Source organism: Pseudomonas sp. dw_612, from assembly GCF_018449725.1.
In the GTDB taxonomy this organism is placed as follows: domain Bacteria; phylum Pseudomonadota; class Gammaproteobacteria; order Pseudomonadales; family Pseudomonadaceae; genus Aquipseudomonas.
Map to the genome: position 1 here is coordinate 52,991 of NZ_JAAVVC010000020.1, position 21,350 is coordinate 74,340.

General features: G+C 60.5%; 24 protein-coding genes and 1 pseudogene. 14 read left to right on the top strand and 11 right to left on the bottom strand.

Translation table 11 applies throughout. From position 1 onward, the window contains the following. Nucleotides 1-13 precede the first annotated feature (13 nt). Nucleotides 14-721, top strand: a complete 708-nt coding sequence (locus HB680_RS24900) for a CTP synthase (protein ID WP_213941071.1) — start codon at nucleotides 14-16, stop codon at nucleotides 719-721. Then, nucleotides 718-1,041 carry an antibiotic biosynthesis monooxygenase gene (locus HB680_RS24905; RefSeq protein WP_213941150.1) on the top strand — a complete coding sequence of 108 codons (324 nt, stop codon included), beginning with the start codon at nucleotides 718-720 and terminating at the stop codon, nucleotides 1,039-1,041. The genes HB680_RS24900 and HB680_RS24905 overlap by 4 nt, the downstream gene beginning before the upstream one ends. Before the next feature lie 125 nt (nucleotides 1,042-1,166). On the opposite strand, the gene HB680_RS24910 is transcribed toward HB680_RS24905, so the two are convergent. Beyond that, complete coding sequence (locus HB680_RS24910) at nucleotides 1,167-1,493, bottom strand: DUF2025 family protein (RefSeq protein WP_213941072.1); 327 nt, start codon at nucleotides 1,491-1,493, stop codon at nucleotides 1,167-1,169. A gap of 235 nt (nucleotides 1,494-1,728) precedes the next feature. Between HB680_RS24910 and HB680_RS24915 the strand changes: the two genes are divergently transcribed. The 3 genes from HB680_RS24915 to HB680_RS24925 all read left to right on the top strand — a co-directional run bounded on the left by HB680_RS24915 (nucleotide 1,729) and on the right by HB680_RS24925 (nucleotide 4,759). Continuing rightward, the gene (locus HB680_RS24915) at nucleotides 1,729-2,856 is read left to right on the top strand and encodes a glycerophosphodiester phosphodiesterase (protein ID WP_213941073.1); all 1,128 of its coding nucleotides are present in this window, start codon (nucleotides 1,729-1,731) and stop codon (nucleotides 2,854-2,856) included. 217 nt (nucleotides 2,857-3,073) lie between these two features. After that, on the top strand, nucleotides 3,074-3,379 hold the full coding sequence (locus HB680_RS24920; protein ID WP_213941074.1) for a PepSY domain-containing protein: 306 nt from the start codon (nucleotides 3,074-3,076) through the stop codon (nucleotides 3,377-3,379). Between the two features lie 201 nt (nucleotides 3,380-3,580). Further along, nucleotides 3,581-4,759 (top strand): GAF domain-containing sensor histidine kinase, encoded by a 1,179-nt coding sequence (locus HB680_RS24925; RefSeq protein ID WP_213941075.1) that lies wholly within the window; start codon nucleotides 3,581-3,583, stop codon nucleotides 4,757-4,759. On the opposite strand, the gene HB680_RS24930 is transcribed toward HB680_RS24925, so the two are convergent. Beyond that, entirely contained in the window at nucleotides 4,756-5,199 is a 444-nt protein-coding gene (locus HB680_RS24930) for a hypothetical protein (RefSeq protein WP_213941076.1), read from the bottom strand. The genes HB680_RS24925 and HB680_RS24930 overlap by 4 nt on opposite strands. Before the next feature lie 219 nt (nucleotides 5,200-5,418). Here HB680_RS24930 and HB680_RS24935 point away from each other — a divergent pair, with 219 nt between their 5' ends. From HB680_RS24935 to HB680_RS24950, 4 genes are all read left to right on the top strand, one after another. Further along, complete coding sequence (locus HB680_RS24935) at nucleotides 5,419-6,441, top strand: transporter (RefSeq protein WP_213941077.1); 1,023 nt, start codon at nucleotides 5,419-5,421, stop codon at nucleotides 6,439-6,441. Between the two features lie 201 nt (nucleotides 6,442-6,642). Next, entirely contained in the window at nucleotides 6,643-8,256 is a 1,614-nt protein-coding gene (locus tag HB680_RS24940) for an inorganic phosphate transporter (protein ID WP_213941078.1), read from the top strand. A gap of 271 nt (nucleotides 8,257-8,527) precedes the next feature. Then, nucleotides 8,528-9,394, top strand: coding sequence for a hypothetical protein (locus HB680_RS24945; protein ID WP_213941079.1), 867 nt, complete (start codon nucleotides 8,528-8,530; stop codon nucleotides 9,392-9,394). Next, entirely contained in the window at nucleotides 9,391-10,113 is a 723-nt protein-coding gene (locus HB680_RS24950; protein WP_123514271.1) for a TylF/MycF/NovP-related O-methyltransferase, read from the top strand. The genes HB680_RS24945 and HB680_RS24950 overlap by 4 nt, the downstream gene beginning before the upstream one ends. Nucleotides 10,114-10,668: 555 nt before the next feature. On the opposite strand, the pseudogene HB680_RS32915 reads toward HB680_RS24950, so the two are convergent. Both HB680_RS32915 and HB680_RS24955 read right to left on the bottom strand, forming a co-directional pair. Continuing rightward, nucleotides 10,669-10,758, bottom strand: a pseudogene (locus HB680_RS32915) (DUF4381 domain-containing protein); the annotation flags it as partial. Nucleotides 10,759-10,762: 4 nt separating this feature from the next. Further along, the gene (locus tag HB680_RS24955; protein WP_213941080.1) at nucleotides 10,763-11,659 is read right to left on the bottom strand and encodes a LysR family transcriptional regulator; all 897 of its coding nucleotides are present in this window, start codon (nucleotides 11,657-11,659) and stop codon (nucleotides 10,763-10,765) included. Nucleotides 11,660-11,777: 118 nt separating this feature from the next. Between HB680_RS24955 and HB680_RS24960 the strand changes: the two genes are divergently transcribed. Continuing rightward, on the top strand, nucleotides 11,778-12,536 hold the full coding sequence (locus HB680_RS24960) for an SDR family oxidoreductase (protein WP_213941081.1): 759 nt from the start codon (nucleotides 11,778-11,780) through the stop codon (nucleotides 12,534-12,536). A 108-nt stretch (nucleotides 12,537-12,644) separates the two neighbouring features. Here HB680_RS24960 and HB680_RS24965 read toward each other — a convergent pair whose 3' ends face one another. Next, nucleotides 12,645-13,496 carry an NAD(P)H-binding protein gene (locus HB680_RS24965; protein ID WP_213941082.1) on the bottom strand — a complete coding sequence of 284 codons (852 nt, stop codon included), beginning with the start codon at nucleotides 13,494-13,496 and terminating at the stop codon, nucleotides 12,645-12,647. Nucleotides 13,497-13,609: 113 nt separating this feature from the next. Between HB680_RS24965 and HB680_RS24970 the strand changes: the two genes are divergently transcribed. Then, nucleotides 13,610-14,542, top strand: coding sequence for a LysR family transcriptional regulator (locus tag HB680_RS24970; protein WP_213941083.1), 933 nt, complete (start codon nucleotides 13,610-13,612; stop codon nucleotides 14,540-14,542). A 148-nt stretch (nucleotides 14,543-14,690) separates the two neighbouring features. On the opposite strand, the gene HB680_RS24975 is transcribed toward HB680_RS24970, so the two are convergent. Next, on the bottom strand, nucleotides 14,691-15,128 hold the full coding sequence (locus HB680_RS24975; protein WP_213941084.1) for a multidrug/biocide efflux PACE transporter: 438 nt from the start codon (nucleotides 15,126-15,128) through the stop codon (nucleotides 14,691-14,693). A gap of 89 nt (nucleotides 15,129-15,217) precedes the next feature. On the opposite strand from HB680_RS24975, the gene HB680_RS24980 reads away from it, so the two are divergent. Next, nucleotides 15,218-16,072 (top strand): LysR family transcriptional regulator, encoded by an 855-nt coding sequence (locus tag HB680_RS24980; RefSeq protein ID WP_213941085.1) that lies wholly within the window; start codon nucleotides 15,218-15,220, stop codon nucleotides 16,070-16,072. A gap of 164 nt (nucleotides 16,073-16,236) precedes the next feature. On the opposite strand, the gene HB680_RS24985 is transcribed toward HB680_RS24980, so the two are convergent. Further along, complete coding sequence (locus HB680_RS24985) at nucleotides 16,237-17,079, bottom strand: LysR family transcriptional regulator (RefSeq protein ID WP_213941086.1); 843 nt, start codon at nucleotides 17,077-17,079, stop codon at nucleotides 16,237-16,239. Nucleotides 17,080-17,190: 111 nt separating this feature from the next. Here HB680_RS24985 and HB680_RS24990 point away from each other — a divergent pair, with 111 nt between their 5' ends. Then, the gene (locus HB680_RS24990; protein WP_213941087.1) at nucleotides 17,191-17,916 is read left to right on the top strand and encodes an SDR family oxidoreductase; all 726 of its coding nucleotides are present in this window, start codon (nucleotides 17,191-17,193) and stop codon (nucleotides 17,914-17,916) included. 141 nt (nucleotides 17,917-18,057) lie between these two features. On the opposite strand, the gene HB680_RS24995 is transcribed toward HB680_RS24990, so the two are convergent. The 4 genes from HB680_RS24995 to HB680_RS25010 all read right to left on the bottom strand — a co-directional run bounded on the left by HB680_RS24995 (nucleotide 18,058) and on the right by HB680_RS25010 (nucleotide 20,648). After that, the gene (locus HB680_RS24995) at nucleotides 18,058-19,293 is read right to left on the bottom strand and encodes an RNA polymerase sigma factor (protein WP_213941088.1); all 1,236 of its coding nucleotides are present in this window, start codon (nucleotides 19,291-19,293) and stop codon (nucleotides 18,058-18,060) included. Then, nucleotides 19,293-19,784, bottom strand: a complete 492-nt coding sequence (locus HB680_RS25000; RefSeq protein ID WP_213941089.1) for an SRPBCC family protein — start codon at nucleotides 19,782-19,784, stop codon at nucleotides 19,293-19,295. The genes HB680_RS24995 and HB680_RS25000 overlap by 1 nt, the downstream gene beginning before the upstream one ends. Before the next feature lie 27 nt (nucleotides 19,785-19,811). Further along, entirely contained in the window at nucleotides 19,812-20,156 is a 345-nt protein-coding gene (locus HB680_RS25005) for a YciI family protein (protein ID WP_213941090.1), read from the bottom strand. Between the two features lie 66 nt (nucleotides 20,157-20,222). Beyond that, entirely contained in the window at nucleotides 20,223-20,648 is a 426-nt protein-coding gene (locus HB680_RS25010; protein ID WP_213941091.1) for a nuclear transport factor 2 family protein, read from the bottom strand. A 152-nt stretch (nucleotides 20,649-20,800) separates the two neighbouring features. Between HB680_RS25010 and HB680_RS25015 the strand changes: the two genes are divergently transcribed. Further along, complete coding sequence (locus HB680_RS25015; RefSeq protein WP_213941092.1) at nucleotides 20,801-21,286, top strand: GNAT family N-acetyltransferase; 486 nt, start codon at nucleotides 20,801-20,803, stop codon at nucleotides 21,284-21,286. The last annotated feature ends 64 nt before the right edge of the window (nucleotides 21,287-21,350 follow it).

Genomic DNA, 21,350 nt, shown 5'->3' on the forward strand with positions numbered 1-21,350 from the left:
ACAGGGAACACTCATGGAAACCAGCACCCTCCGCATCGCCCTGATCGGTGATTACGACCCACAGGTCACCGCCCATCAAGCCATCCCCATCGCCCTCGGCATGGCATCCGAACACTCAGGCCTGGATGTGCAATTCCAATGGCTGGCCACTGATCAGATCAACGCTGACAGCCCGCTCAATGGGTTTGACGGTTTCTGGTGCGTGCCCGGCAGCCCTTACCGCAACACCGACGGCGCATTACGGGCGATCCGCTTTGCCCGCGAGCAACAGCGACCTTTCCTCGGCACCTGCGGCGGTTTTCAACACGCGGTGCTGGAATATGCGCGCAACGTTCTCGGCTGGGCCGATGCCGAGCATGGCGAAACCTCGCCCGATGCCAAAAGGGCAGTACTCACGTCACTGACGTGCTCGCTGGTGGAAGCCGTCGACAGCATTCATCTGGTTGAAGGTTCGTTGCTCGCCAAGGCGTATGAAAAGTCCGAGATTCACGAAGGCTATCACTGCCGCTACGGTGTGAATCCGCAGTTCGAACAGGAATTGTTGAACCAGCGACTCACCGCCGTCGGTCACGATTCGAATGGCGATTTGCGCGCAGTGGAACTCAAGGGTCATCCGTTCTTCGTCGCCACCCTGTTCCAACCGGAACGCGCCGCGCTCAAGGACAGATTGCCGCCGCTGGTTCGTGCGTTGATCGACGCTTGCGCGAATCAGAAGCGATGATCGCCAGCACTCCGCCGCCGCACTATTTCGCGGTGATCTTTACTTCCCTGCGCACCGACGGGGATCAGGGTTACGCCGAGGCGGCCGGGCGCATGCTGGAACTGGCGCGGGAGCAACCGGGTTTCCTCGGTGTGGAATCGGCCCGAGGTGAGGATGGCTTGGGGATTACCGTGTCGTATTGGGAGAGTGAGGCGGCGATTCTGGCGTGGAAGCATCATCCTGAGCACAGTGCGATTCGTGAGCGTGGGCGGGCGATGTGGTATGCGCAGTGTCATACGCGGGTGTGCAGGGTTGACCGGGCTTATGAGTTCAAACGGTAAATGATGCGGTGTTTTTGAGGCCGCCTTCGCGAGCAAGCCCGCTCCCACAGGGGATTTGTGTCGTACACAGATCCAGTGTGGGAGCGGGCTTGCTCGCGAAGAGGCCAGCAAAGTCACCGCAAATCTCAGCCCTGAACCAAACTCCGCACCGCCGAAATCTCCGGCACTTCTCTCCGCTCCATGTACACCCGCAACGGTTCGGTAATGTTGATCCGGTCATCAATATTCTGATCCCGCAACAACTGGATCAACTCACGCTTGAGCGTCATCGCCTGCTCAGGCCCCGGTGCCCAGACGAATTCGCTGGTGGGAATGATGCCGTCATCGGCCACGTCCATGCCGAACGAGTCTTCGCTGAAACGCACGATGTAGTGGCCGGTCTTGCGATTGAGGCCGACGAAGCCCTTGAGTTGGTCGGCGGCCTGGCAGATGAGCTGGGAAGTGATGCGCATATAAACCTCACAAAAGGTCGCAAAGGGACCGGTGATCGATGGTTTACACGCAGGGCTGGCGAACGGTTTTCCCTCTGCCGGGGAAACTACCGGGATCAAGAGTACTGCAAAGAACCGCACAAAAGCGCTGAAAAAAATGGCTTTAAACACGTTTATGTCGGTCTTGCGATAGCGCTCGCGGCGCTCAGTTGTTAAAAGGTACGTCTTTGAAAACCTCTGCGAAAGGACCTCGACCATGCCTGCAACCTTCACCAAGAGCGCCCTGCTGCTGAGTCTTCTGCTCGGCCTCGGCCAGGCACAGGCCGCCAGCCAGCCCAGCCCCACCGCACTGGCGACCACTTTAGGCATCCCGCATCCGGCGGTGATTGCCCACCGCGGCGCGTCGTTCGATGCCCCGGAATCCACCGCCGCGTCCTACAAACTGGCCCGCGACCTGGGTGCCGATTACCTGGAAATGGACCTGCAGCGCAGCAAGGACGGCGTGCTGTTCGCCCTGCACGACAACAACCTGCAACGCACCACCGACGTCGCCACCAAGTTCCCGGATCGTAAAGACGCCCCGGCCAACCAGTTCACGATTGGTGAACTGAAAACCCTCGACGCCGGCAGTTGGTTTAACGCCGCTTACCCGGATCGCGCGCGCCCTTCCTACGTTGGCCTGAAAATCCTGACCCTCGACGAAATAATCGACATCGCCGAGAGCAATCCGCTGCACAAGCCTGGCTTGTACATCGAAACCAAGGAGCCGAAGCAATTCCCCGGCATCGAACACGACCTCAAGGAGAAACTCCAGGATCGCGGCTGGCTGAGCCCGGCCGGTTCGAAACTGGCGAAGAGCAATCTGGCCGTTGGCCAGGGCAAAGGCAAAGTCGTGCTGCAAACCTTTGAGAAGAGCAGCCTTGAACTGCTGCAAAAAGAAATGCCGAAGGTGCCGAAGATCCTGTTGCTGTGGGTCGGTGAAGGCAGTATCGAGCCGAAATCCAAAGTGACCTTCGCGGAATCCGGCGACAAGGACAAAGCCACTTACTACGCCAAGCAAGAGCCGAAAGACAAAGCCGAATTCCAGCAATGGGTCGAGTACGCCAAGTCCCAGGGCGCGATCGGCACCGGTCCTTCGGCGGCGCTGACCAAGGGCGGCGATCAAAGCTACTCGGACCTGGTCAAGCCATGGATGAACCAGTTCACCCACGATCAGGGCATGCTGGTGCACGTCTACACCATCGACGATGCGGTTGATTACCAGAAGGTGATGGACGCCGGCGTCGACGGCATCTTCACCAACCGCGCCAGTGAACTGCTGAAGTTCTACAAGCGCCCGGCGGCGGGTACCGTAGCGCAATTGCTGCAGAACAACGGTTACTGATCGGCGTCTGACGCAACACCGCGTCGACCTCTTCGCGAGCAAGCCCGCTCCCACACTGGATCGCAGTCGTTCACAAAATCTGTGTTCGCAGACGATCCAATGTGGGAGCGGGCTTGCTCGCGAATGCTTTTAAGGTCATCTCAGAATTTAAGGGTGAATTAAGTTGCGCTGGTTAACCTGAGCCCACTTAAACAGATCACCCCAAGGAAAGATGCTTATGAAAACCCTGACTGCCCTGTTCACCGCCGCTGCCCTGACCCTCACTGCTGGCCTGGCCCAGGCTGATGTTCGCGTCGACCAGATCCCTGAGCTGGTCAAAAGCGGCAAGATCAAGCCTTTGGAAGAATTGAACCAGGCGGCCCTGAAACTGCATCCGGGTGCGACCATCACCGACACCGATCTGGACAACCACTTCAACGGCTACGAATACGAAGTCGAACTGCGCACCGCTGCAGGCGTTGAATGGGACGTGGATTTCGATGCCGCCACTGGCAAAGTCCTGAGCAACAAGCAAGACACATAAACACCGCAATCCCTGTGGGAGCGGGCTTGCTCGCGAAGACGGCAGCACATCCAACATTGATGTGACTGACACACCGCTTTCGCGAGCAAGCTTCGCTCCTACATTCAAGAACGCACGATTTTCGGATCGTGCGTTTTTTTGTGCCTGCACGCACCAGGGTCGCTAGAATCCGTTCACGGTGTTCAGGCAGAGAAAAGAAACATGGAGCAAACAGCGGCAGCAGATATCGCCACGATCGGCCGGATCAGCGCCGTGCCGGCGATTCTTCAGGTGATCCGTGAAATGACCGGCCTGCGCTTTGCCGCCGTCGCCCGAGTCACCAAAGATTCATGGACCGCCTGCGCCGTGCTCGATCAACTGGACTTCGGCCTCAAGGTCGGCGGTGAACTGGATGTGGTCACGACCCTGTGCCACGAAATTCGCACCGCCCATGTCTCGGTGGTGATCGACAAGGCCAGTGAAGACCCGTTGTACCGCGACCACCACACCCCTCGCCTGTACAAATTCGAAAGCTATATCTCGGTCCCGGTGTTTCGCACTGACGGGCGTTTCTTCGGCACCATCTGCGCCCTCGACCCGAACCCTGCCGAACTCAAGACCAGCGCGATCCAGACCACTCTGGAATCCTTCGCACGCCTGTTATCGCTACAGATCGAAGCCGAAGAGAACCTGCAACAAACCGAAGCGGCTTTGCAGCAGGAACAGAAAACCGCCGAACTGCGTGAACAGTTTATAGCCGTGCTCGGCCATGACCTGCGCAACCCGTTGTTCGCCATCAGCGCCGCCGGTGAAATGCTCCAGCGCAAATTCCCCAACCCCGGCAGCGACAAACTGGTGCAGCACATCCTCACCAGCACCCGCCGCGCTGCGCAATTGGTGGACGACGTGCTGGACTTCGCCCGTGGGCGTTTGGGCAACGGCATTCCGCTCAACATCGTGGCCTGCCCGGACCTGGCCGATGCGTTGCAGCATGTGGTGTCGGAAATCCAGAGCGTGCACCCGCAGCGGCGCATTCACGCTTCGATTGGCGACTTGAAAGGCATCCCATGCGACCGCGAGCGTGTCGCGCAATTACTGTCCAACCTGCTAGCGAATGCCATTGCCCACGGCGAAGCCCGGTGTGAGGTGGAAGTCACCGCGCGGGTCGAGCAAGGCAACCTGCTGCTGGCAGTGAAAAACCAGGGGCAGATCCCCGAAGAAGTGCTGCCCCACCTGTTCCAGCCCTACTCGCGCCCCGCCGGCGATACCCCCCAGGCCGGCCTGGGATTGGGCCTCTACATTGCCAGCCAGATTGCCCAGTCCCATGGCGGTCAATTGCAGGTCGAGTCCACGGCTCAGAACGGCACGCAATTTACCTTTAGGCTACCGTCGGTGATTTAAGCCGTCGTACTGACCACCGAGCCAGCCGTGCTGCCGCCTTCATCCTGCAACGCCTGCAACAACGCCGCCGTGGCGGTCTGCAACGAACCCGACGTCGCCGAGATCTGCGACTGAGCCGCCGCAACGTCAGCGGCTTTGGCATCCGCGCTTTCCTGCTTGGCCTGGGCTGCTTGCAGTTGCTGCTGTTGTTCCTGCAATTGCTTTTGCAACTCGGCGATCTGCTTGCGCAGTTCTGTCACCGTATCGGATTCACTGCTGCTGCTCGAACTGCTACCACCGCCAGCCGGGGCTCCGCCGCTCGCCTTGGTGGTATCACCCGACGCAGAAGCAGACGCTGTGGCGGTCGCAGACGTGGTGTCTTCGGCGCTGCCGCTGATCGAGGTTTTGCTCGTCGGCGTCGAGAGGGTCTGATTGATCGAAACGGAGGTGATGCTGACCATGGGACTTGTCCTATGTGGGTTCAGGTTTAGTCCATCATCGACATCGGTCAGCCGGACTTGAGATCGACTGTGTAACGGCTCGGTAAGCGAGCCGGTACAAACCCGGTTTGATCGGGCCACCACTTCAAACCGTCACAAAACCGTCAAGGTTCCTTGCAATGATGTGGCTCAAGTGAACCTGTGAAACCCGCGACAGGCACTTCCTCCCAGCGAGACCTCATGAACCACAGCATCGATCACAGCCATCGCGACACTGACTTGTTCGGCCTGCTTTACGGCTTCCGTTTTCGTCCGGGTGAGCGCGGTCGGGAGATCGATTCCGCCGAGGCGCTGCGCTGTTTGCAGCAATCCGAAGACAGCGATGAATTCCTCTGGCTGCACTTGAACCTGGCCCACGCCGCGTGCGAGCGCTGGATGAAAAGTCATCTGGAATTGCCCGAGGAGTTTTTCGAGGCGCTGCACGAAGGTTCGCGTTCGACGCGTATCGAGCACGTCGATTCGGCGCTGCTGGCGGTGGTCAACGATGTGGTGTTCAACCTCAGCAGCATGGTCTCGTCGGATGTGTCGACGCTGTGGGTCTGTGCGCGCAGCAAGCTGATCATCAGCGCACGTCTGCAACCGCTGCACTCGGTGGACAAGTTGCGTTCGTCGGTGAAGGCCGGCGAATGCTTTCGTTCGCCGCTGGAGTTGCTGGTGCACCTGCTGCGCGATCAGGGCGAAGTGCTGACGCAGATCGTGCGCAAGACCAGCCAGAGTGTCGATCAGATCGAAGATGAGTTGCTGTCGTCGCGGCTGTCGACCAACCGTGCCGAACTGGGCGCCAATCGCCGGGTGCTGGTGCGCCTGCAACGCTTGCTGGCGCTGGAGCCGGGGTCGTTGCTGCGCCTGCTCAACCGGCCGCCGCAATGGCTGCAGAAGGAAGACGTCAAGGAACTGCGCAAATCCACCGAGGAGTTTGCGTTGATCATCAACGACCTCACTGCCCTCGGTGAACGGATCAAGCTGTTGCAGGAAGAAATCGCCGCCAACCTCAACGAGCAGAGCAACCGCACGCTGTTTACGTTGACGGTGGTCACGGTGCTGGCGTTGCCGATCAACATCATTGCCGGTTTTTTCGGGATGAACGTCGGCGGGATACCGCTGGCGGGTGATCCGGAAGGGTTCTGGATTCTAGTGGCGTTGGTGGCGACGTTTACGGTGCTGGCGGGGCGTTGGGCGTTCCGTAAGCGCCAGGATTATTAAGAGCAAAAGATCGCAGCCTTCGGCAGCTCCTACAGGTGTACCCATTCCCCTGTAGGAGCTGCCGAAGGCTGCGATCTTTTGATCTTGCTCTTTCGGGTCAATGGAAAAGCAAAAAACCGCAAACACTGACCCACCGCAGTCTCTCTGTCACATTTTGAAACGATCATTGGCGATACTCCTCCCTCCTCAGGATTGTCCGTGATGGCTACTCCTTCCTATACCGCTGGTCAGGCATCCGCCAGCAGCGCCAGACCGCAACTTAATAAAAAACCCGGCCTGTTCACTCTGGTGATTTTCTTTGGCGTGCTGGCCAGTGGCCTGTTGTTCACCGCTTACAGCCTGATGCACGACATGCACGAACTCGGCACGGTGGTGACCACCTGGACGCCGTTTCTGCTGCTCGGCGTGGCGTTGCTGATCGCCCTCGGTTTTGAATTCGTCAACGGCTTCCACGACACCGCCAACGCCGTGGCCACGGTGATTTACACCAACTCGCTGCCGCCGAACTTTGCGGTGGCCTGGTCCGGCTTCTTCAATTTTCTCGGCGTGTTGCTGTCGAGCGGTGCGGTAGCGTTCGGCATCATCGCGTTGCTGCCGGTTGAGCTGATCCTGCAAGTCGGCTCCTCCGCCGGTTTCGCCATGATCTTCGCCCTGTTGATCGCCGCGATCCTGTGGAACCTCGGCACCTGGTGGCTGGGCTTGCCGGCCTCGTCGTCGCACACCTTGATCGGTTCGATCATCGGCGTCGGCGTGGCCAATGCCTTGATGCACGGCCGCGATGGCACCAGTGGCGTGGATTGGGCCCAGGCGACCAAGATCGGTTACGCGTTGCTGCTCTCGCCGCTGGTGGGCTTCGGCTGCGCCGCGTTGTTGCTGCTGGCCTTGCGCGCCTTCGTGAAGAATCGCGCGTTGTACAAGGCGCCGGAAGGCGACGCCCCGCCACCGTGGTGGATTCGCGGTCTGTTGATCCTGACCTGCACCGGCGTGTCCTTCGCCCACGGTTCCAACGACGGCCAGAAAGGCATGGGCCTGATCATGTTGATTCTGGTCGGCACCTTGCCGATGGCGTATGCGCTGAACCGCACCATGCCGGCCGATCAGGCGTTGCAGTTCGCCGCCGTGGCCGAAGTCACCCAGCAAGCGCTGGTGAAAGCGTCGCCGCTGCCCTCTCCGGCCGATCCGCGCTCCGTGCTGTCCGACTACGTGCGCAGCAAGGAAGCCACGCCACAATTGGTGCCGGCCCTCGCCGCCCTGACCGGCAACATTGGCGCGGAGGTCAAGGGTTACGGTTCACTGTCGAAAGTCCCGGCCGAAGCCGTGGGCAACGTGCGTAACGACATGTACCTGACCAGCGAAACCATTCGCCTGATGGACAAGAACAAGGTCGGTAACTTCGACGCCGACACTAGCGGCAAGCTGCAATTGTTCAAGCAGCAGATCGACAACTCCACACGCTTCATTCCGCTGTGGGTGAAGATCGCCGTGGCCATCGCGCTGGGGCTGGGCACCATGGTCGGCTGGAAGCGGATCGTGGTGACGGTCGGTGAAAAAATCGGCAAGACCCACCTGACGTATGCCCAAGGCGCGTCGGCGGAAACCGTGGCCATGCTGACCATCGGCGCTGCCGACATGTTTGGCTTGCCGGTGTCCACCACCCACGTGTTGTCCTCGGGCGTGGCCGGGTCCATGGTGGCCAATGGCGGCGGCTTGCAGATGAAGACCATCCGCAACCTGCTGATGGCCTGGGTGCTGACCTTGCCGGCGGCGATCCTGCTGTCGGGCAGTTTGTACTGGTTGTTCACCAAACTGTTCTGACCTTACGCGCACTCTCCCGTAGGAGCTGCCGAAGGCTGCGATCTTTTGATCTTTTAGAGCAACGTCAAAAGATCGCAGCCTTCGGCAGCTCCTACAGGGGTCGATCATGTCCCGGCCTTCCCGAGCCGGGATTTTTTTGCCTGGCCCGCCCCATTTCGTCGCAAATTTCCCCATTTATGCCTTTATTGATCTGCGAGGCGATGGATCGCACTTCAGTTTGCTAACGTGGTGCCGATTCTAAAGAGACTCGATGCATTCAGGAGTGCGAACCGTGAATCTGTACATCAATCAGCTTCAGAAAAAAGCTGACTTCAAAGAAGCCATCTACGCCGGTGACATCTTCTTGAACACTGAGCTGCGTGCCGCCAAAGAGCTGTGCGCGTTTGCCCAGGAAAGCATCACCGCCGCCTTCAACGGCGAGACCCACCACCAGGCCCTGCATACGTTGATGCCGGTGGAAGAATTCGTGGTACTGGTGACGCGCCTCAAGGGCCAGTTCACCAACAGCCTGCGCGCCAAGGAATTGATCCTGGCGTTCATCGATGAAATCGGTGTCGACCCGCGCGAATACATTTTCGACGTGCCGCGGATTCGCGTAGTCCCGAACTACGAGTACCTGCACGCGGGCGTCAGCTACGCCTACAAACCCCATCGCGATACCTGGTACGGCAGCGTCGATTGCCAGATCAACACCTGGATGCCGGTGCACACCATCAGCCCCGACCAGACCATGATGATCAACGGCGGCTACTTCGACGTGCCGGTGAAGAACACCTCCAGCGAATGGAGCCTCAACGACTGGATCAGTAACCAGCGGCACAAGGCCAAGGAAAACCTCAAAGAGGAAGCCCGGGTGCACCCGGTGCCGCTGGAAGCGATCAACACCGCCTCGGAAGTACGCGTGGCCGGCAACACCGGTGACATGTTGATCTTCTCCGGTTCGCATTTGCACGGTACTGTGCCGAACCACACGCAACAGACCCGCTTCAGCGTGGACTTCCGCCTGATGCACCTCGACGACCTCAAGCACCAGCGCGGCGCCATCAACGTCGACAGCGCCTGCCCTGACGTCGGCGCCGGTTTCAAAGACTATTTCCACGCCCACGACTTTTCGAATTTCCAAGGAATCCAGCAATGACCAAGCGTCGCATCACGCCCGCCGAGGCCCAGTACAACGAAACCCGTGCCAACGTCCTGAAACGGGTCGACGCCGAGTATGTAGCCGACGCGCCGTTCGTCTTTGCCAACCGCATTGGCGTGACCGCTGCGCTGTCGCGCATGGAGCTGTTCAAGAAAGTCGCTGAAGTACCGGGCGCGATCATCGAGTGCGGCGTGTACAAGGGCAACTCGCTGATGCTGTACATGCACTTGTCGATGATCCTGGAACCGTACGCGATCAACCGCTCGATCATCGGCTTCGACACCTTCGAAGGCTTCCAGAGCATCGACAAGAAAGAAGACCCGGCGGACGTCAACGAGACCATGTTCTCCGACACCGACCAGTCGCTGATCCAGGACATGATCGACGCCAACGACCTGCTGCGCCCGGTCAACCGCATCCCGCGTTGCGAACTGGTCAAGGGCGACATCGTCAAGACCGTGCCCGAGTGGGTCAAGACCCGTCCAGACCTGGTGGTGGCGATGCTGATCCTCGACACCGACCTGTACGAATCGACCAAAGTCGCCCTGGAAACCTTCCTGCCGTACATGCCAAAAGGCGCGGTCGTGGTCCTGGACGAAGTCGCCTACCGCAACTTCCCGGGCGAAACCAAAGCCCTGCGCGAAGTGCTGGACCTGAACAAAATCGAACTCAAGCGCCTGCCGTTCGACTCCTGCGTGGGCTACTTCCACGTCTGATGCCTACCCCGGATCTGTAGGAGCGAGGCTTGCTCGCGATGGCGGTCTATCATTCAACATCAGTGTTGACTGACACATCGCCTTCGCGAGCAGGCTCGCTCCCACATTGGGTCCTGGGTGAACTCAATATTTGCATCCAACTCCGATTCTCTGTGGGAGCGGGCTTGCTCGCGAAAGCGGCGTGTCAGTCAACGTAGATGTTGAATGACGGATTGCATTCGCGAGCAAGCCCGCTCCCACATTGGGTTCTGGGTGAACTCAATTTTTGCATCCAACTCCGCTCCCCTGTGGGTGCGGGCTTGCTCGCGAAAGCGACGTGTCAGTCAACGTAGATGTTGAATGACGGATTGCATTCGCGAGCAAGCCCGCTCCCACATTGGGTTCTGGGTGAACTCAATATTTGCATCCAACTCCGATTCCTTGTGGGAGCGGGCTTGCTCGCGAAAGCGGTGTGTCAGTCAACGCAGATGTTGAATGACGGATTGCATTCGCGAGCAGGCTCGCTCCCACATTGGGTCCTGGGTGAACTCAATATTTGCATCCAACTCCGATTCTCTGTGGGAGCGAGCTTGCTCGCGATAGCGGCGTGTCAGTCAACGCAGATGTCGAATGACGGATTGCCTTCGCGAGCAAGCCCGCTCCCACAGGGTCAGTGGGTGCTGCGGATGATGTGTTCCAGCCAGTCCATGAATACCCGCACCCGCAAGGGCAGTTGTCGTTGACGTGCATACAACATGGAGACTTCCATCGACGGCGCGCGCAGTTGCGGCAGCACTTCGACCAATTCGCCGCTGAGCAAGTATGGCCGCATGCCATGCAGAGGCGCCTGGATCAGGCCGAAACCGCCAAGGCATGCCGATTCGTAGCCATCGGAGTTGTTGACCGTGATGCTGCCGGCCATCGCCACGCGATGCAGCTTGCCCTCTTCCTCGTACTCAAACCCTTCCGAACGCGACCCCAACACGCTGACGTAGTGCACCAATCGGTGATGAGCCAAATCTTCGAGACTCTGCGGCACGCCATAAAGTTGCAGATACGCCGGGCTGGCGCAGTTGGCCATGGCAAAGTCGCACACGCGGCGCGCGACCACCGATTGATCCGGTTGCGCCCCGACCCGCACCACGCAATCAAATCCCTCACCGAGCAAATCGACCCGGCGATCGGTGCTGCTGATCTCCAGTTCCAGATTCGGGTGTCTGGCCATGAACTCCGGCAGGCGCGGCATGACGAAACGCCGGGCCATGATGCTCGGCATGTCGATACGAATCCGCCCGGCCAGCAACGCTTCGTCCTGTTTGAACAGCCCTTCGATTTCATCCATGTGCGACAGCAAATCCTTGCTGCGCTCGTATAACACCAGGCCATCCTGAGTCGCCTGAACCTTGCGCGTGGTGCGTTGCAGCAGGCGCGTGCCGAGCAACGTTTCCAGGGCCTGGACATGCTCGGACACCGTGGACCGAGGCAAGCCCAGGCTTTCACCCGCCAGGGTAAAACTCGACATTTCGCTGACACGGACAAAGGTGCGCAGCAGTTCCAGTTTGTTCATGGGCGACCTTCTATTGTTCGACTCAACCGACCAGTGATTCCGATTTACCTCTGTTTATCACCAAGAGCCGGATAAATAAACTGCCTCGCATCACTCATCCACTGCTTGAGGAAATCCCATGAACCGTAAAATCGCATTGATCACTGGCGCCAGCCGCGGGCTGGGTAAAAGCACCGCACTGCATTTGGTCGCTCAAGGCATCGACATCATCGGCACCTACAACAGCCGCGCCGATGAAGCACAGGCACTGGTCGCCGAAATTGAAAGCCTGGGTGGCCGCGCCGCCATGCTGCAACTCGATGTCGGCCAGAGTGAACGTTTTGCGGCGTTCAGCAGCGCAGTCGCGGACGTGTTGAAGACGCACTTTGATCAACAGCACTTCGACTTCCTGATCAACAACGCCGGGGTGGGCGTGCATGCGAACTTCGTCGACACCACCGTGGCGCAGTTTGACTTGCTGATGAATATCCATCTGAAGGGACCGTTTTTCCTGACCCAAACCCTGTTGCCGCTGATGAATGACGGCGGGCGCATCGTCAATATCTCCAGCGGTCTGGCCCGCTTCAGCCTGCCGGGTTACGGCGCTTATGCGGCGATGAAAGGCGCGATGGAGGTGTTGACGCGCTATCAGGCCAGAGAGCTTGGTGAGCGCGGGATCGCGGTGAATACCCTCGCGCCGGGTGCCATCGAGACCGATTTCGGCGGCGGAACGGTGCGCGATAACGCGGCGGTGAATCAGATGGTGGCGAGCAGCACGGCGCTGGGTCGCGCCGGGCAGCCGGATGACATTGGCGCCGCCATTGCGCTGTTGCTGTCGCCGGGCGGCCAGTGGATCAACGGCCAACGCATTGAAGCGTCGGGCGGGATGTTTTTGTAAGCCTGCACGCTCTTGTAGGAGCGAGGCTTGCCCGCGAAGGCGGTTTAACATTCAACGCAATGGTTGACCGACACATCGCCTTCGCGGGCAAGCCTCGCTCCTACGGGTCTACTTCGTCAAAAGCTGCTTAAGCACGGTCAACAACTCGACCCGGCCCTTGCGCGGCTCACCCTCAAACTCGATCCAGCCTTCATTGAAGCCATCGATCATCTGCATCCGTGGCAACGGATGGCGCATCCCCTGGCTTTCAAACAACCCCTGCCACGTCTCGCGAGGCACGACATGCATGCGCACCGGTTTACCCAGCAACTCGCTGAACCCGGCGCCCAGTTGCAATGGCGTAACCCGTTGCGGGCCTTCCAGTTCGACAATGCGCTGACCGCTCCACTCCTCCCGTAAAAGCTCGGCGGCGACACGACCGACATCCGCCGTGGCGATCATCGGCACCGGTTTATCCAAGGGTTGCAGAAAGCTCGGAATCCCGCCCGAACCGACCGCGTATTCGACATCCCACAAGGCGTTTTCCATGAACCAGGCCGGCCGCAGCAAGGTGACCGGCAGCGCCAGTTCGCTCAATGCCAACTCCAACAGACGCAATTGATTGAGCAGATTAGGCTGAGAAGCCTGGGCGCCAATGGTCGAAAGCCCCACCACTTTGCCTGGCTGAGCGGTTTCCAGCGCCGAGCGAATGTTCTCCACCACTTCGCGGGTTTCCGGGAAGCCGGGCGACGGGTCGAAATTCGACGGCATCATCACGAACACCCCGGCCACGCCGGTGAACGCGTTCACCATGGCGTCGCGATCGTCGACATCCGCCACCGCCAATTCACACCCCTGCCGGGCCCACACCGCACCTTTATCGGCACTGCGCACCACCGCGCGGACTCGGTGCCCGGCGGCCAGCAACGTCCGGGCGACCGCGCCGCCCACTTTCCCGGTAATGCCCATGACTGCGTACATCAGCTGTTCTCCTGCTGGATGGCGACGGTTGTCGCGATGGGCAGAATATTGAGCCGCGGGCAGACATTCTCCGATAGCATGAATGTCATTGCGTAAATGATCGGGAGTCACCAATGAGCTTTGATGCCAGCCTCGCCAGTGGCATGGGCGTGTTCAGCGCGGTGGTCGATGGCGGCAGTTTTGTCCGGGCCGCCGAGGTGCTGGAACTGACGCCGTCCGGGGTCAGCCGCGCCATCGCCCGCCTGGAAAAACGCCTGGGTATCCGCTTGTTCGACCGCACCACCCGCACGGTCACCCTGACCGATGAAGGTCGGCGCTTCCATGCTGAAATCGCGCCGCTGCTGGTCAACCTGGAAGAAGCCGCCAACTCGGCCTCGACCAGCGCCACCCAGGTGCGGGGACGGTTGCGGGTCAACATGGACCCGTATTTTTCACGGCTGATTCTGGGACCGAAGCTCGGGCAGTTCATGGCGCGTTATCCCGAGTTGTACTTGGAACTGCAAACCCGCGATCAACTCGGCGACATGGTGGCGGACGGCTTCGACCTCGCGGTGCGCTTTGGCCATCCGGCGTCTTCGTCGCTGGTGGCGCGCCAGTTGTTGGACGTGCGGGTGTTGACCCTCGCCTCGCCGGCGTATCTGAAACGTCATGGCCGACCGCTGACGCCACTGGACATGGAAGACGAGCGCCACACCTGCGTGCAGTTCCGCGACCCGCAGACGGCGCGGCCGTTTGGTTGGGAGTTTCATCGTCCGGGGCGCGCGGTGTTGCATGTGCAGCCTAACTGCCGCTTGCTGGTCAATGATGTCGGCACCTTGCACAGCGTCTGCGAAAGCGGCCAGGCCATCGCTCAAGTGCTGGATTTGGGGATCGCCCCGGCGTTGGCGCAAGGACGGCTGGTGGAGTTGTTTCCCGACTGGCCGGATGAGCGCTTTCCGTTGTATGCGCTGTACCCGTCGCGGCATTTGCCGGCGGCGAAGGTGCGGGCGTTTTTAGAGTTTGTCAGTGAGTTGTGCGCCGAAGCGACGGCAGCCCGTAGCAGCTGACGAGCACCGCGAGGCAGCGTTCGGCGGCGAAGCCGTCGTGAAATCAGGCGACGCGGTGTTTCAGGTAGACCGCGTGCGCAGGGTTTACGACGGCTTCGCCGCCGAACGCTGCCTCGCGGTGCTCGTCAGCTGCTACAAGGCTGCGATTTTACCCTTCGCAAGAGCTGCGCAAAACCAACCGCTCCCGCACCACGTCATACCCCCAGTGGTAAACGTAGGTATACGGCAGGAAAAACAGCAGCACACCGATGTCCAGCAGGAACGCCTGCCACAGGCTGATGCTCAGCCACCACGCGATCAATGGCACGCCCATCACGATCAAACCGCCTTCGAACAACAGCGCATGCACCACCCGCACCCAGGCGTTGCGCACGATCTCGAAACGCTTGAGCAAGCGGTCGAAAAACCCGTTGAACACCACGTTCCAAGCCAACGCCAGGGCGGCGATGGCAATGGTGGCGACGCCCATTTCCAGCATCGGCTTGTCCATGACCCAGGCCAGCAGCGGGGTGCAGATCAATACGGCCAGCAGTTCGAAACCGATGGCCTGGAAAATACGTTCAGTGATGGATTTGTTGGCGTTCATGGCCAGACTCCCTGAGTGAGTGTGGTTGCCATGATCTGTCAGCGCACCGATACTTCATAATCAATAACCATCGATCAAGGCGATAGCTCATGGCCTCTCACGAAGTGTTGCTGGCGTTTGTCCAGGCCGCGACCCAAGGCTCGTTTTCTGCGGCGGCGCGCAAACTCGGGCGCAGTCAGTCGACCATCAGTGCGGCGGTGGCCAGCCTGGAAATCGATCTGAACCTGAGCCTGTTCGACCGCAGCAGCCGCAAGCCCACCCTGACCCCGGCCGGGCACGTGATGCTGCAACGGGCCGAGGACATCCTGGCCGCCACCAGTCGCCTGGAAATGACCGCCAGCCAATTGTCCCAAGGGGTCGAGGCGAAGCTGACGGTGGCGATTTCCGACACTTATCAGTCCGACCGTTTCGAAGCGGCCCTGAGTGCCTTTGAACAGCGCTACCCGGACCTGGAGCTCGAATGTCTGATCGCCGAATGCGATGACCTGGTGGCGCTGGTGCAACGGGGTCGAGCGAATGTCGCCTTCGCCGAAATGCAGGACAGCTACCCGCCGGACCTGGTCAGCTCGACCGTCGACGAGCGCACGGAAATCGCCCTGTTCGTCTCGCAAACGCACCCGTTGGCGACGCTGAGCGGGATCGATCAGGACATGTTGCAACAGCATCGGGAGCTGCGTTTGGCGACCATCGTCAACCCGTATGAAAGTCGAGCGAAGGGCCGGGTCTGGTCGGCGCCGAGTTACCTGATGCTGCTGGAAATGGCCCAGGGCGGATTCGGCTGGGCGCCGCTGCCGCGCTGGCTGGTGGGACGGTTTGGCGCGGGGGTGCTGGTGGAACTGGAAGTGCGCGGCTGGCCGAAACCGGTGTATGTGGATGCGCTGTGGTCAAGGCTGCATCCGCCGGGGCCGGCGGGGAGTTGGTTGTTGGGCAAGATGCTGGAATAGAACGCACACCCGTAGCAGCTGTCGAGCACCGCGAGGCAGCGTTCGGCGGCGAAGCCGTCGTAAACCCTGCACACGCGGCCTGCCTGACACACCGCGTCGCCTGATTTCACGACGGCTTCGCCGCCGAACGCTGCCTCGCGGTGCTCGACAGCTGCTACGGATCGCTACGCAGCCTCCATATCTACCGGCCGATTCACCTGAAAATACTCATGCAACCCGCGCAACGCCGGCAATTCCAGCGCCTGCGCCGCATAGCACAGCCCCACCCGGCGCGTCGGTGCCGGCAGGTGCAAGGCACGGGTCACCACCCTGTCGTGCCCACTGACCAACGACTGCGGCAACATCGCCACACCCACGCCAGCCGCCACCATATGCAACGCCTGTTTCAATGAGCCCGCATGCCCGGCCACCGCCTCGGGCGAGCGTCCGTACAACGCCATCAAGCGCTGATGGGACGGATGCTGCGGGCAGGTAATCCAGTCATCGATCGGCGTCCAGGATTGCCCCGATTCCGCCGACGCCATCGGATGCCCCACCGGCAACGTCATCACGTAAGACTCTTCCCACAACGGCAGGAACAATTCGTCCTCGCAGCACATCTCTTCCACCGCCAGCCGAGCATCGCCGTGGCAGCCCTCCTCCAACGTCAGCAACAAGTTGGGCAACGCCTGATGGGCCATGTGCACGAAGGCTTCGATGTGGCGGTCAGCGATATCGCCTTCGATGCCCAGGGTCAGCGGCACACGGTTTTCCCGGCCACGGAACAAACGGCTCAAGGCCTCGGCTTCCGCCACCATCCGCCGCGCTTGCGGATACAACACCCGCGCCTCGTCACTGACCTCCACGCCCCGGGGCTGACGCACAAACAGCGCGGCGCCCATTTCGTCTTCGAGTTGCTTGATGGTCACGGACAAGGTCGGCTGGCTGATAAACAGCCGCTGCGCCGCCGCGGTGATATTGCGCTCCTCGAAGACGGCGAGAAAGGCTTTGAGATGACGGATATCCATAGGAGATTCCGATAGCAGACAGAGGAATAAGGCATTTTTCAGCCCGAACAGCGGTAAATATACTGCGCCGCAGCTTGAGTGATTTGTTTTTCTTATTTCAGGAGTCTAGCCATGAGCAAGCCATTGATCATCATCACCGGGGCCAGTTCGGGCATTGGCGAAGCCGCCGCACGCCTGTTGAGCGCTGCCGGCCATCCACTGTTGCTGCTGGCGCGCCGGGTTGAACGCCTGGAAGCCCTGGAGTTGCCGAACAGCCTGAGCCGCCAGGTCGACATCACCGACCGCGCCGCCCTGCTCGCTGCGGTCGCCGAAGCCGAAGCGCAATTCGGCCCGGCGGACGCCTTGATCAACAACGCCGGAGTGATGCTGCTCGGCGAGATGAGCAAACAGGACCCGGCCCAGTGGGACCAGATGCTCGACGTCAACGTGAAAGGGTTGCTCAACGGCGTGCACGCGGTGGTCGCGGGGATGGTCGAGCGCAAACACGGCACGATCATCAACATCAGCTCGGTGGCCGGGCGCAAGACCTTCCCGAATCATGTGGCTTACGTCGGCACCAAATTCGCGGTGCATGGTTTGTCGGAAAACCTGCGCGAAGAGCTGTCGCCACACAATGTGCGAGTGATCACCATTGCCCCGGGCGCAGTGGAAACCGAGTTGTTGAGCCACACCACCGATGAAGCGATCAAGACCGGTTACCAGGCCTGGAAACAGGACATGGGCGGCACAGTGTTGAGCGCTGAGGACGTGGCGTCGGCGATTGCCTATGCGTATCAGCAGCCGCAGAACGTGTGTGTTCGCGAGATTGTGCTGACCGCGACTCGGCAGCAGGCCTGATTATTCTTTGTTGATGCTGCTGGCGCCTTCGCGAGCAAGCCCGCTCCCACAGGTAATCTGCTGTGTGCCACAGATTTATGCACAACAGAGATCCACTGTGGGAGCGGGCTTGCTCGCGAAGAGGCCGGCAGCCCCACCACATCATTCCAGCGCCCTGAGCCGCCCCTCGATAAACCGCCGCTCCGGCGCTTGCTGCGTCAAATCCAGCGCTCGCCGATACGCCGAGCGCGCCTCTTCCACCCGCCCCAACTGCCGACAAAACTGCCCCCGCGCCGAATGCGCCAAGTGGTAATCCAGCAATTCCCCACGCGCCAGAATATCTTCCACCACCGTCAACCCCGCCAACGGCCCATCGCGCATGGCCAGCGCCACGGCGCGGTTCAGTTCGATCACCGGCGACGGCACCGCCCGCAGCAGCAAGTCATACAGCCCGACAATCTGCGGCCAGTCCGTCTCACCCGCCGTCGGCGCTTCGGCGTGCACTGCCGCAATCGCCGCTTGCAGGCAGTAAGGCCCAAAGCGCCGCAGGGTCAGCGCGCGCTCCACCAGCGCACAACCTTCGGCAATCATCCCGGCATCCCACAGCGAACGGTTCTGTTCATTCAGCAGGATCAACTCGCCGGTGTCCGAGGTCCGCGCCGGGCGTCGGGACTCATGCAACAGCATCAACGCCAACAGCCCCATCACCTCCGGCTCGGGCAACAACTCCATCAACAACCGCCCGAGGCGAATCGCTTCGCGGGTCAGGTCTTCCCGGGTCAGTTCCGCGCCGACAGAGGCCGAGTAACCTTCGTTGAACACCAGGTAAATCACCCGCAACACGCTGTCGAGGCGCTCGGGCAATTCCGCCAGCGACGGCACTTGGTAAGGGATTTTCGCGTCACGGATTTTCGCTTTGGCCCGCACGATGCGCTGGGCGATGGCGGCCGGAGCAGAGAGAAAGGCCCGGGCGATTTCCTCCGTGGTCAGGTCGCAGACTTCCCGCAGGGTCAGCGGCACTTGCGCGTCCGCCGCGAGGGCCGGGTGACAACAGGTGAAGATCAGCCGCAGGCGATCGTCTTCCACGTCTTCGTCACTCCAGTCGGCCTGCTCCAGCTCTTCAAGTTGCGCGATCAACAACGGCCGCGACGCCTTGAATCGCGCACGCCGGCGCAACACATCGATCGCCTTGAAGCGCCCGGTGGAGACCAGCCAGGTGCGCGGGTTGTCCGGCACACCGTCACGCTGCCAGCGCTCGACCGCGACGAAGAACGCCTCGTGCAAGGCCTCTTCGGCGAGGTCGAAATCGCCGAGCAAACGGATCAGGGTCGCGAGGATTCGCCGCGAGTCTTCGCGGTAGACCTGCTCGACCCGCGCCTTGACCGACTCGGCCGACATCAGTCCGGCATGCCTTCGGTCACCAGCGTTACCAACCGATCCAGGCTCTGGCCCCAACCGTCGTGGAAACCCATGGCTTCGTGGGCCTGGCGATCCTCTTCGCTCCAGTGCATGGCGCGGGCCGTGTAGAGGGTTTTGCCGCCCTGATCTTCGAGGGTCACTTCGGCGCTCATGAACGGTTTGCCCGACGGAATCCAGCCGGGGATAAACGCGTCAGTGAACACCAGCCGCTCCGGCGCGACGATCTCCAGAAACACGCCCATGGTCGGGTATTCACTGCCATCGGGCGCGCGCATCAGGGTGCGAAACTGGCCGCCAACCCACAGGTCCATTTCGCACTCCGGCGTGGTCATGCCGTGGGGGCCCCACCACTGGGCGAGCAAGGCCGGCTCGGTCCAGGCGCGGAAGATTTTGCGCCGAGGCGCGTCGATCAGGCGACTGATCGACAACTCGAAGGGGGCAGGTTGTCGTTTGGCAAGTTGTGGGCTCATGCAGATCTCCTGTTTATTGTTGATTGTTCAGGGATTCAACTGGCGGACGGGACGCACCTCGACGCAGCCGACCCGGGCCGCCGGAATGTTGCCGGCGACCTGGATGGCTTCGTTGAGGTCCTTGGCATCGATCAGGTAGAAGCCGGCCAACTGCTCCTTGGTTTCGGCGAACGGGCCGTCGGTGATCGACACCTTGCCGTTGCGCATCCGCACGGTGGTGGCGGTCTGCACCGACTCCAGCGCTTCGGCGGCAATCATGCGGCCGCTGCCCTGGATCGACTCGGCGTAGGCCATGCACTCGGCGTCCTCGGGGCTGTCGGGCAGTGAGTGCAGCGCCTGCTCGTTGCTGTAAACCAGGCATAGGTATTTCATGGGGCTCTCCGTGATCGGCTGATCAACTATGGCTGCTGTTTGGTGCTCTGGCGGCTTTTCCGACGATCAGGGTTTCAGGTCGAACAGCGCCGCGCCGCTGGTCATGTCGAACGGTGCCGACCAGTGCTCATGGACAATCTGCCAGAGCCCCGCTTCTTGCCGGTAGCACTGCGTGACGCGCATCCAGCACGACTGGGTTTCACCCTTTTCGTTGGTGCCGCCACATTGCGCCAGCCAGTGGGCGAAGGCGATCTCTTGCGACGGCGCGATATCGATCTCGTGGAACTCGAAAATATGCGGGCCCGGGCACATCTCCATGCAGGCCTGCCAATGGGCACGGTAGGCAGGCTTGCCCTTGAATTGCAGGGCCTTGACCGCGTCGAAGGAGACGATGTCATCGGCGTACAGCGCCATGACTTTTTCCACGTCCTTAGCCATGACGGCCTGGCGGTAGTTTTCGATCAGGTTATGGATTTGGGTTTGCGAGTTCATGGTGGTTCTCCATGGTTTTTGTGGTGAAGACACCTCTAGTCGTTCGGCGTAACGTTGAATCGACAACAGAAATAAAAAATTACCACCGAAACAAATTGTCTAGAATCCGCGTCGCACTTTCATGTGGGAAATTTCGGAAAAGGACACCACCCATGACCGCTCGACTCGTGCCTTACGAAAGCCTGAACGCGCTCCAGCGCCAGCAGGTCGAGGCCATCGAAGTTCACCAGGAACAAATCAAATTCTCCGGCGACATCCACGGTGCGTTGCACACCTTGCTGTCCAAACCCGGCCCCGGCGTTAAAGGCTTTGCCCTGCTGGTGGACGAGATTCCCGTCGCGTTCCTGCTGCTCAAACGCCCGCCCGTATTGCCGGCCTGGGCGAATGAACACAGCGCCACATTGCACGCCTTGCAAGTCGATCAACGTTCACAGGGCAAAGGCTATGGCAAGGCTTGCCTGCAAGCGTTGCCCGAGGCGGCACGACTGGCGTTTCCGGAAATAAAGGGCTTGGAACTGTCGGTCGATGCTGACAATGACGCGGCTATTGCGCTGTATGCCCGGTATGGGTTTGTTGATAGCGGCGAGGCGTACAAGGGGCGGATCGGGTATGAGCGGCGGATGGGGTTGGTTTTTTGAATCGTTGAGTTTATTCGAAATCCACACATGCCAATGTGGGAGCGGGCTTGCTCGCGAAGGCGGC

Coding starts and splice junctions, on each gene's coding strand:
- HB680_RS25005 (WP_213941090.1), bottom strand. CDS start 20,156: ATGAAATACCTATGCCTGGTTTACAGCAACGAGCAGGCGCTGCACTCA.
- HB680_RS24995 (WP_213941088.1), bottom strand. CDS start 19,293: ATGTCGGCCGAGTCGGTCAAGGCGCGGGTCGAGCAGGTCTACCGCGAA.
- HB680_RS25010 (WP_213941091.1), bottom strand. CDS start 20,648: ATGAACTCGCAAACCCAAATCCATAACCTGATCGAAAACTACCGCCAG.
- HB680_RS24960 (WP_213941081.1), top strand. CDS start 11,778: ATGAACCGTAAAATCGCATTGATCACTGGCGCCAGCCGCGGGCTGGGT.
- HB680_RS24910 (WP_213941072.1), bottom strand. CDS start 1,493: ATGCGCATCACTTCCCAGCTCATCTGCCAGGCCGCCGACCAACTCAAG.
- HB680_RS24940 (WP_213941078.1), top strand. CDS start 6,643: ATGGCTACTCCTTCCTATACCGCTGGTCAGGCATCCGCCAGCAGCGCC.
- HB680_RS24950 (WP_123514271.1), top strand. CDS start 9,391: ATGACCAAGCGTCGCATCACGCCCGCCGAGGCCCAGTACAACGAAACC.
- HB680_RS24970 (WP_213941083.1), top strand. CDS start 13,610: ATGAGCTTTGATGCCAGCCTCGCCAGTGGCATGGGCGTGTTCAGCGCG.
- HB680_RS24915 (WP_213941073.1), top strand. CDS start 1,729: ATGCCTGCAACCTTCACCAAGAGCGCCCTGCTGCTGAGTCTTCTGCTC.
- HB680_RS24990 (WP_213941087.1), top strand. CDS start 17,191: ATGAGCAAGCCATTGATCATCATCACCGGGGCCAGTTCGGGCATTGGC.
- HB680_RS24925 (WP_213941075.1), top strand. CDS start 3,581: ATGGAGCAAACAGCGGCAGCAGATATCGCCACGATCGGCCGGATCAGC.
- HB680_RS24980 (WP_213941085.1), top strand. CDS start 15,218: ATGGCCTCTCACGAAGTGTTGCTGGCGTTTGTCCAGGCCGCGACCCAA.
- HB680_RS24955 (WP_213941080.1), bottom strand. CDS start 11,659: ATGAACAAACTGGAACTGCTGCGCACCTTTGTCCGTGTCAGCGAAATG.
- HB680_RS24905 (WP_213941150.1), top strand. CDS start 718: ATGATCGCCAGCACTCCGCCGCCGCACTATTTCGCGGTGATCTTTACT.
- HB680_RS24935 (WP_213941077.1), top strand. CDS start 5,419: ATGAACCACAGCATCGATCACAGCCATCGCGACACTGACTTGTTCGGC.
- HB680_RS24930 (WP_213941076.1), bottom strand. CDS start 5,199: ATGGTCAGCATCACCTCCGTTTCGATCAATCAGACCCTCTCGACGCCG.
- HB680_RS24985 (WP_213941086.1), bottom strand. CDS start 17,079: ATGGATATCCGTCATCTCAAAGCCTTTCTCGCCGTCTTCGAGGAGCGC.
- HB680_RS24975 (WP_213941084.1), bottom strand. CDS start 15,128: ATGAACGCCAACAAATCCATCACTGAACGTATTTTCCAGGCCATCGGT.
- HB680_RS25015 (WP_213941092.1), top strand. CDS start 20,801: ATGACCGCTCGACTCGTGCCTTACGAAAGCCTGAACGCGCTCCAGCGC.
- HB680_RS25000 (WP_213941089.1), bottom strand. CDS start 19,784: ATGAGCCCACAACTTGCCAAACGACAACCTGCCCCCTTCGAGTTGTCG.
- HB680_RS24900 (WP_213941071.1), top strand. CDS start 14: ATGGAAACCAGCACCCTCCGCATCGCCCTGATCGGTGATTACGACCCA.
- HB680_RS24965 (WP_213941082.1), bottom strand. CDS start 13,496: ATGTACGCAGTCATGGGCATTACCGGGAAAGTGGGCGGCGCGGTCGCC.
- HB680_RS24920 (WP_213941074.1), top strand. CDS start 3,074: ATGAAAACCCTGACTGCCCTGTTCACCGCCGCTGCCCTGACCCTCACT.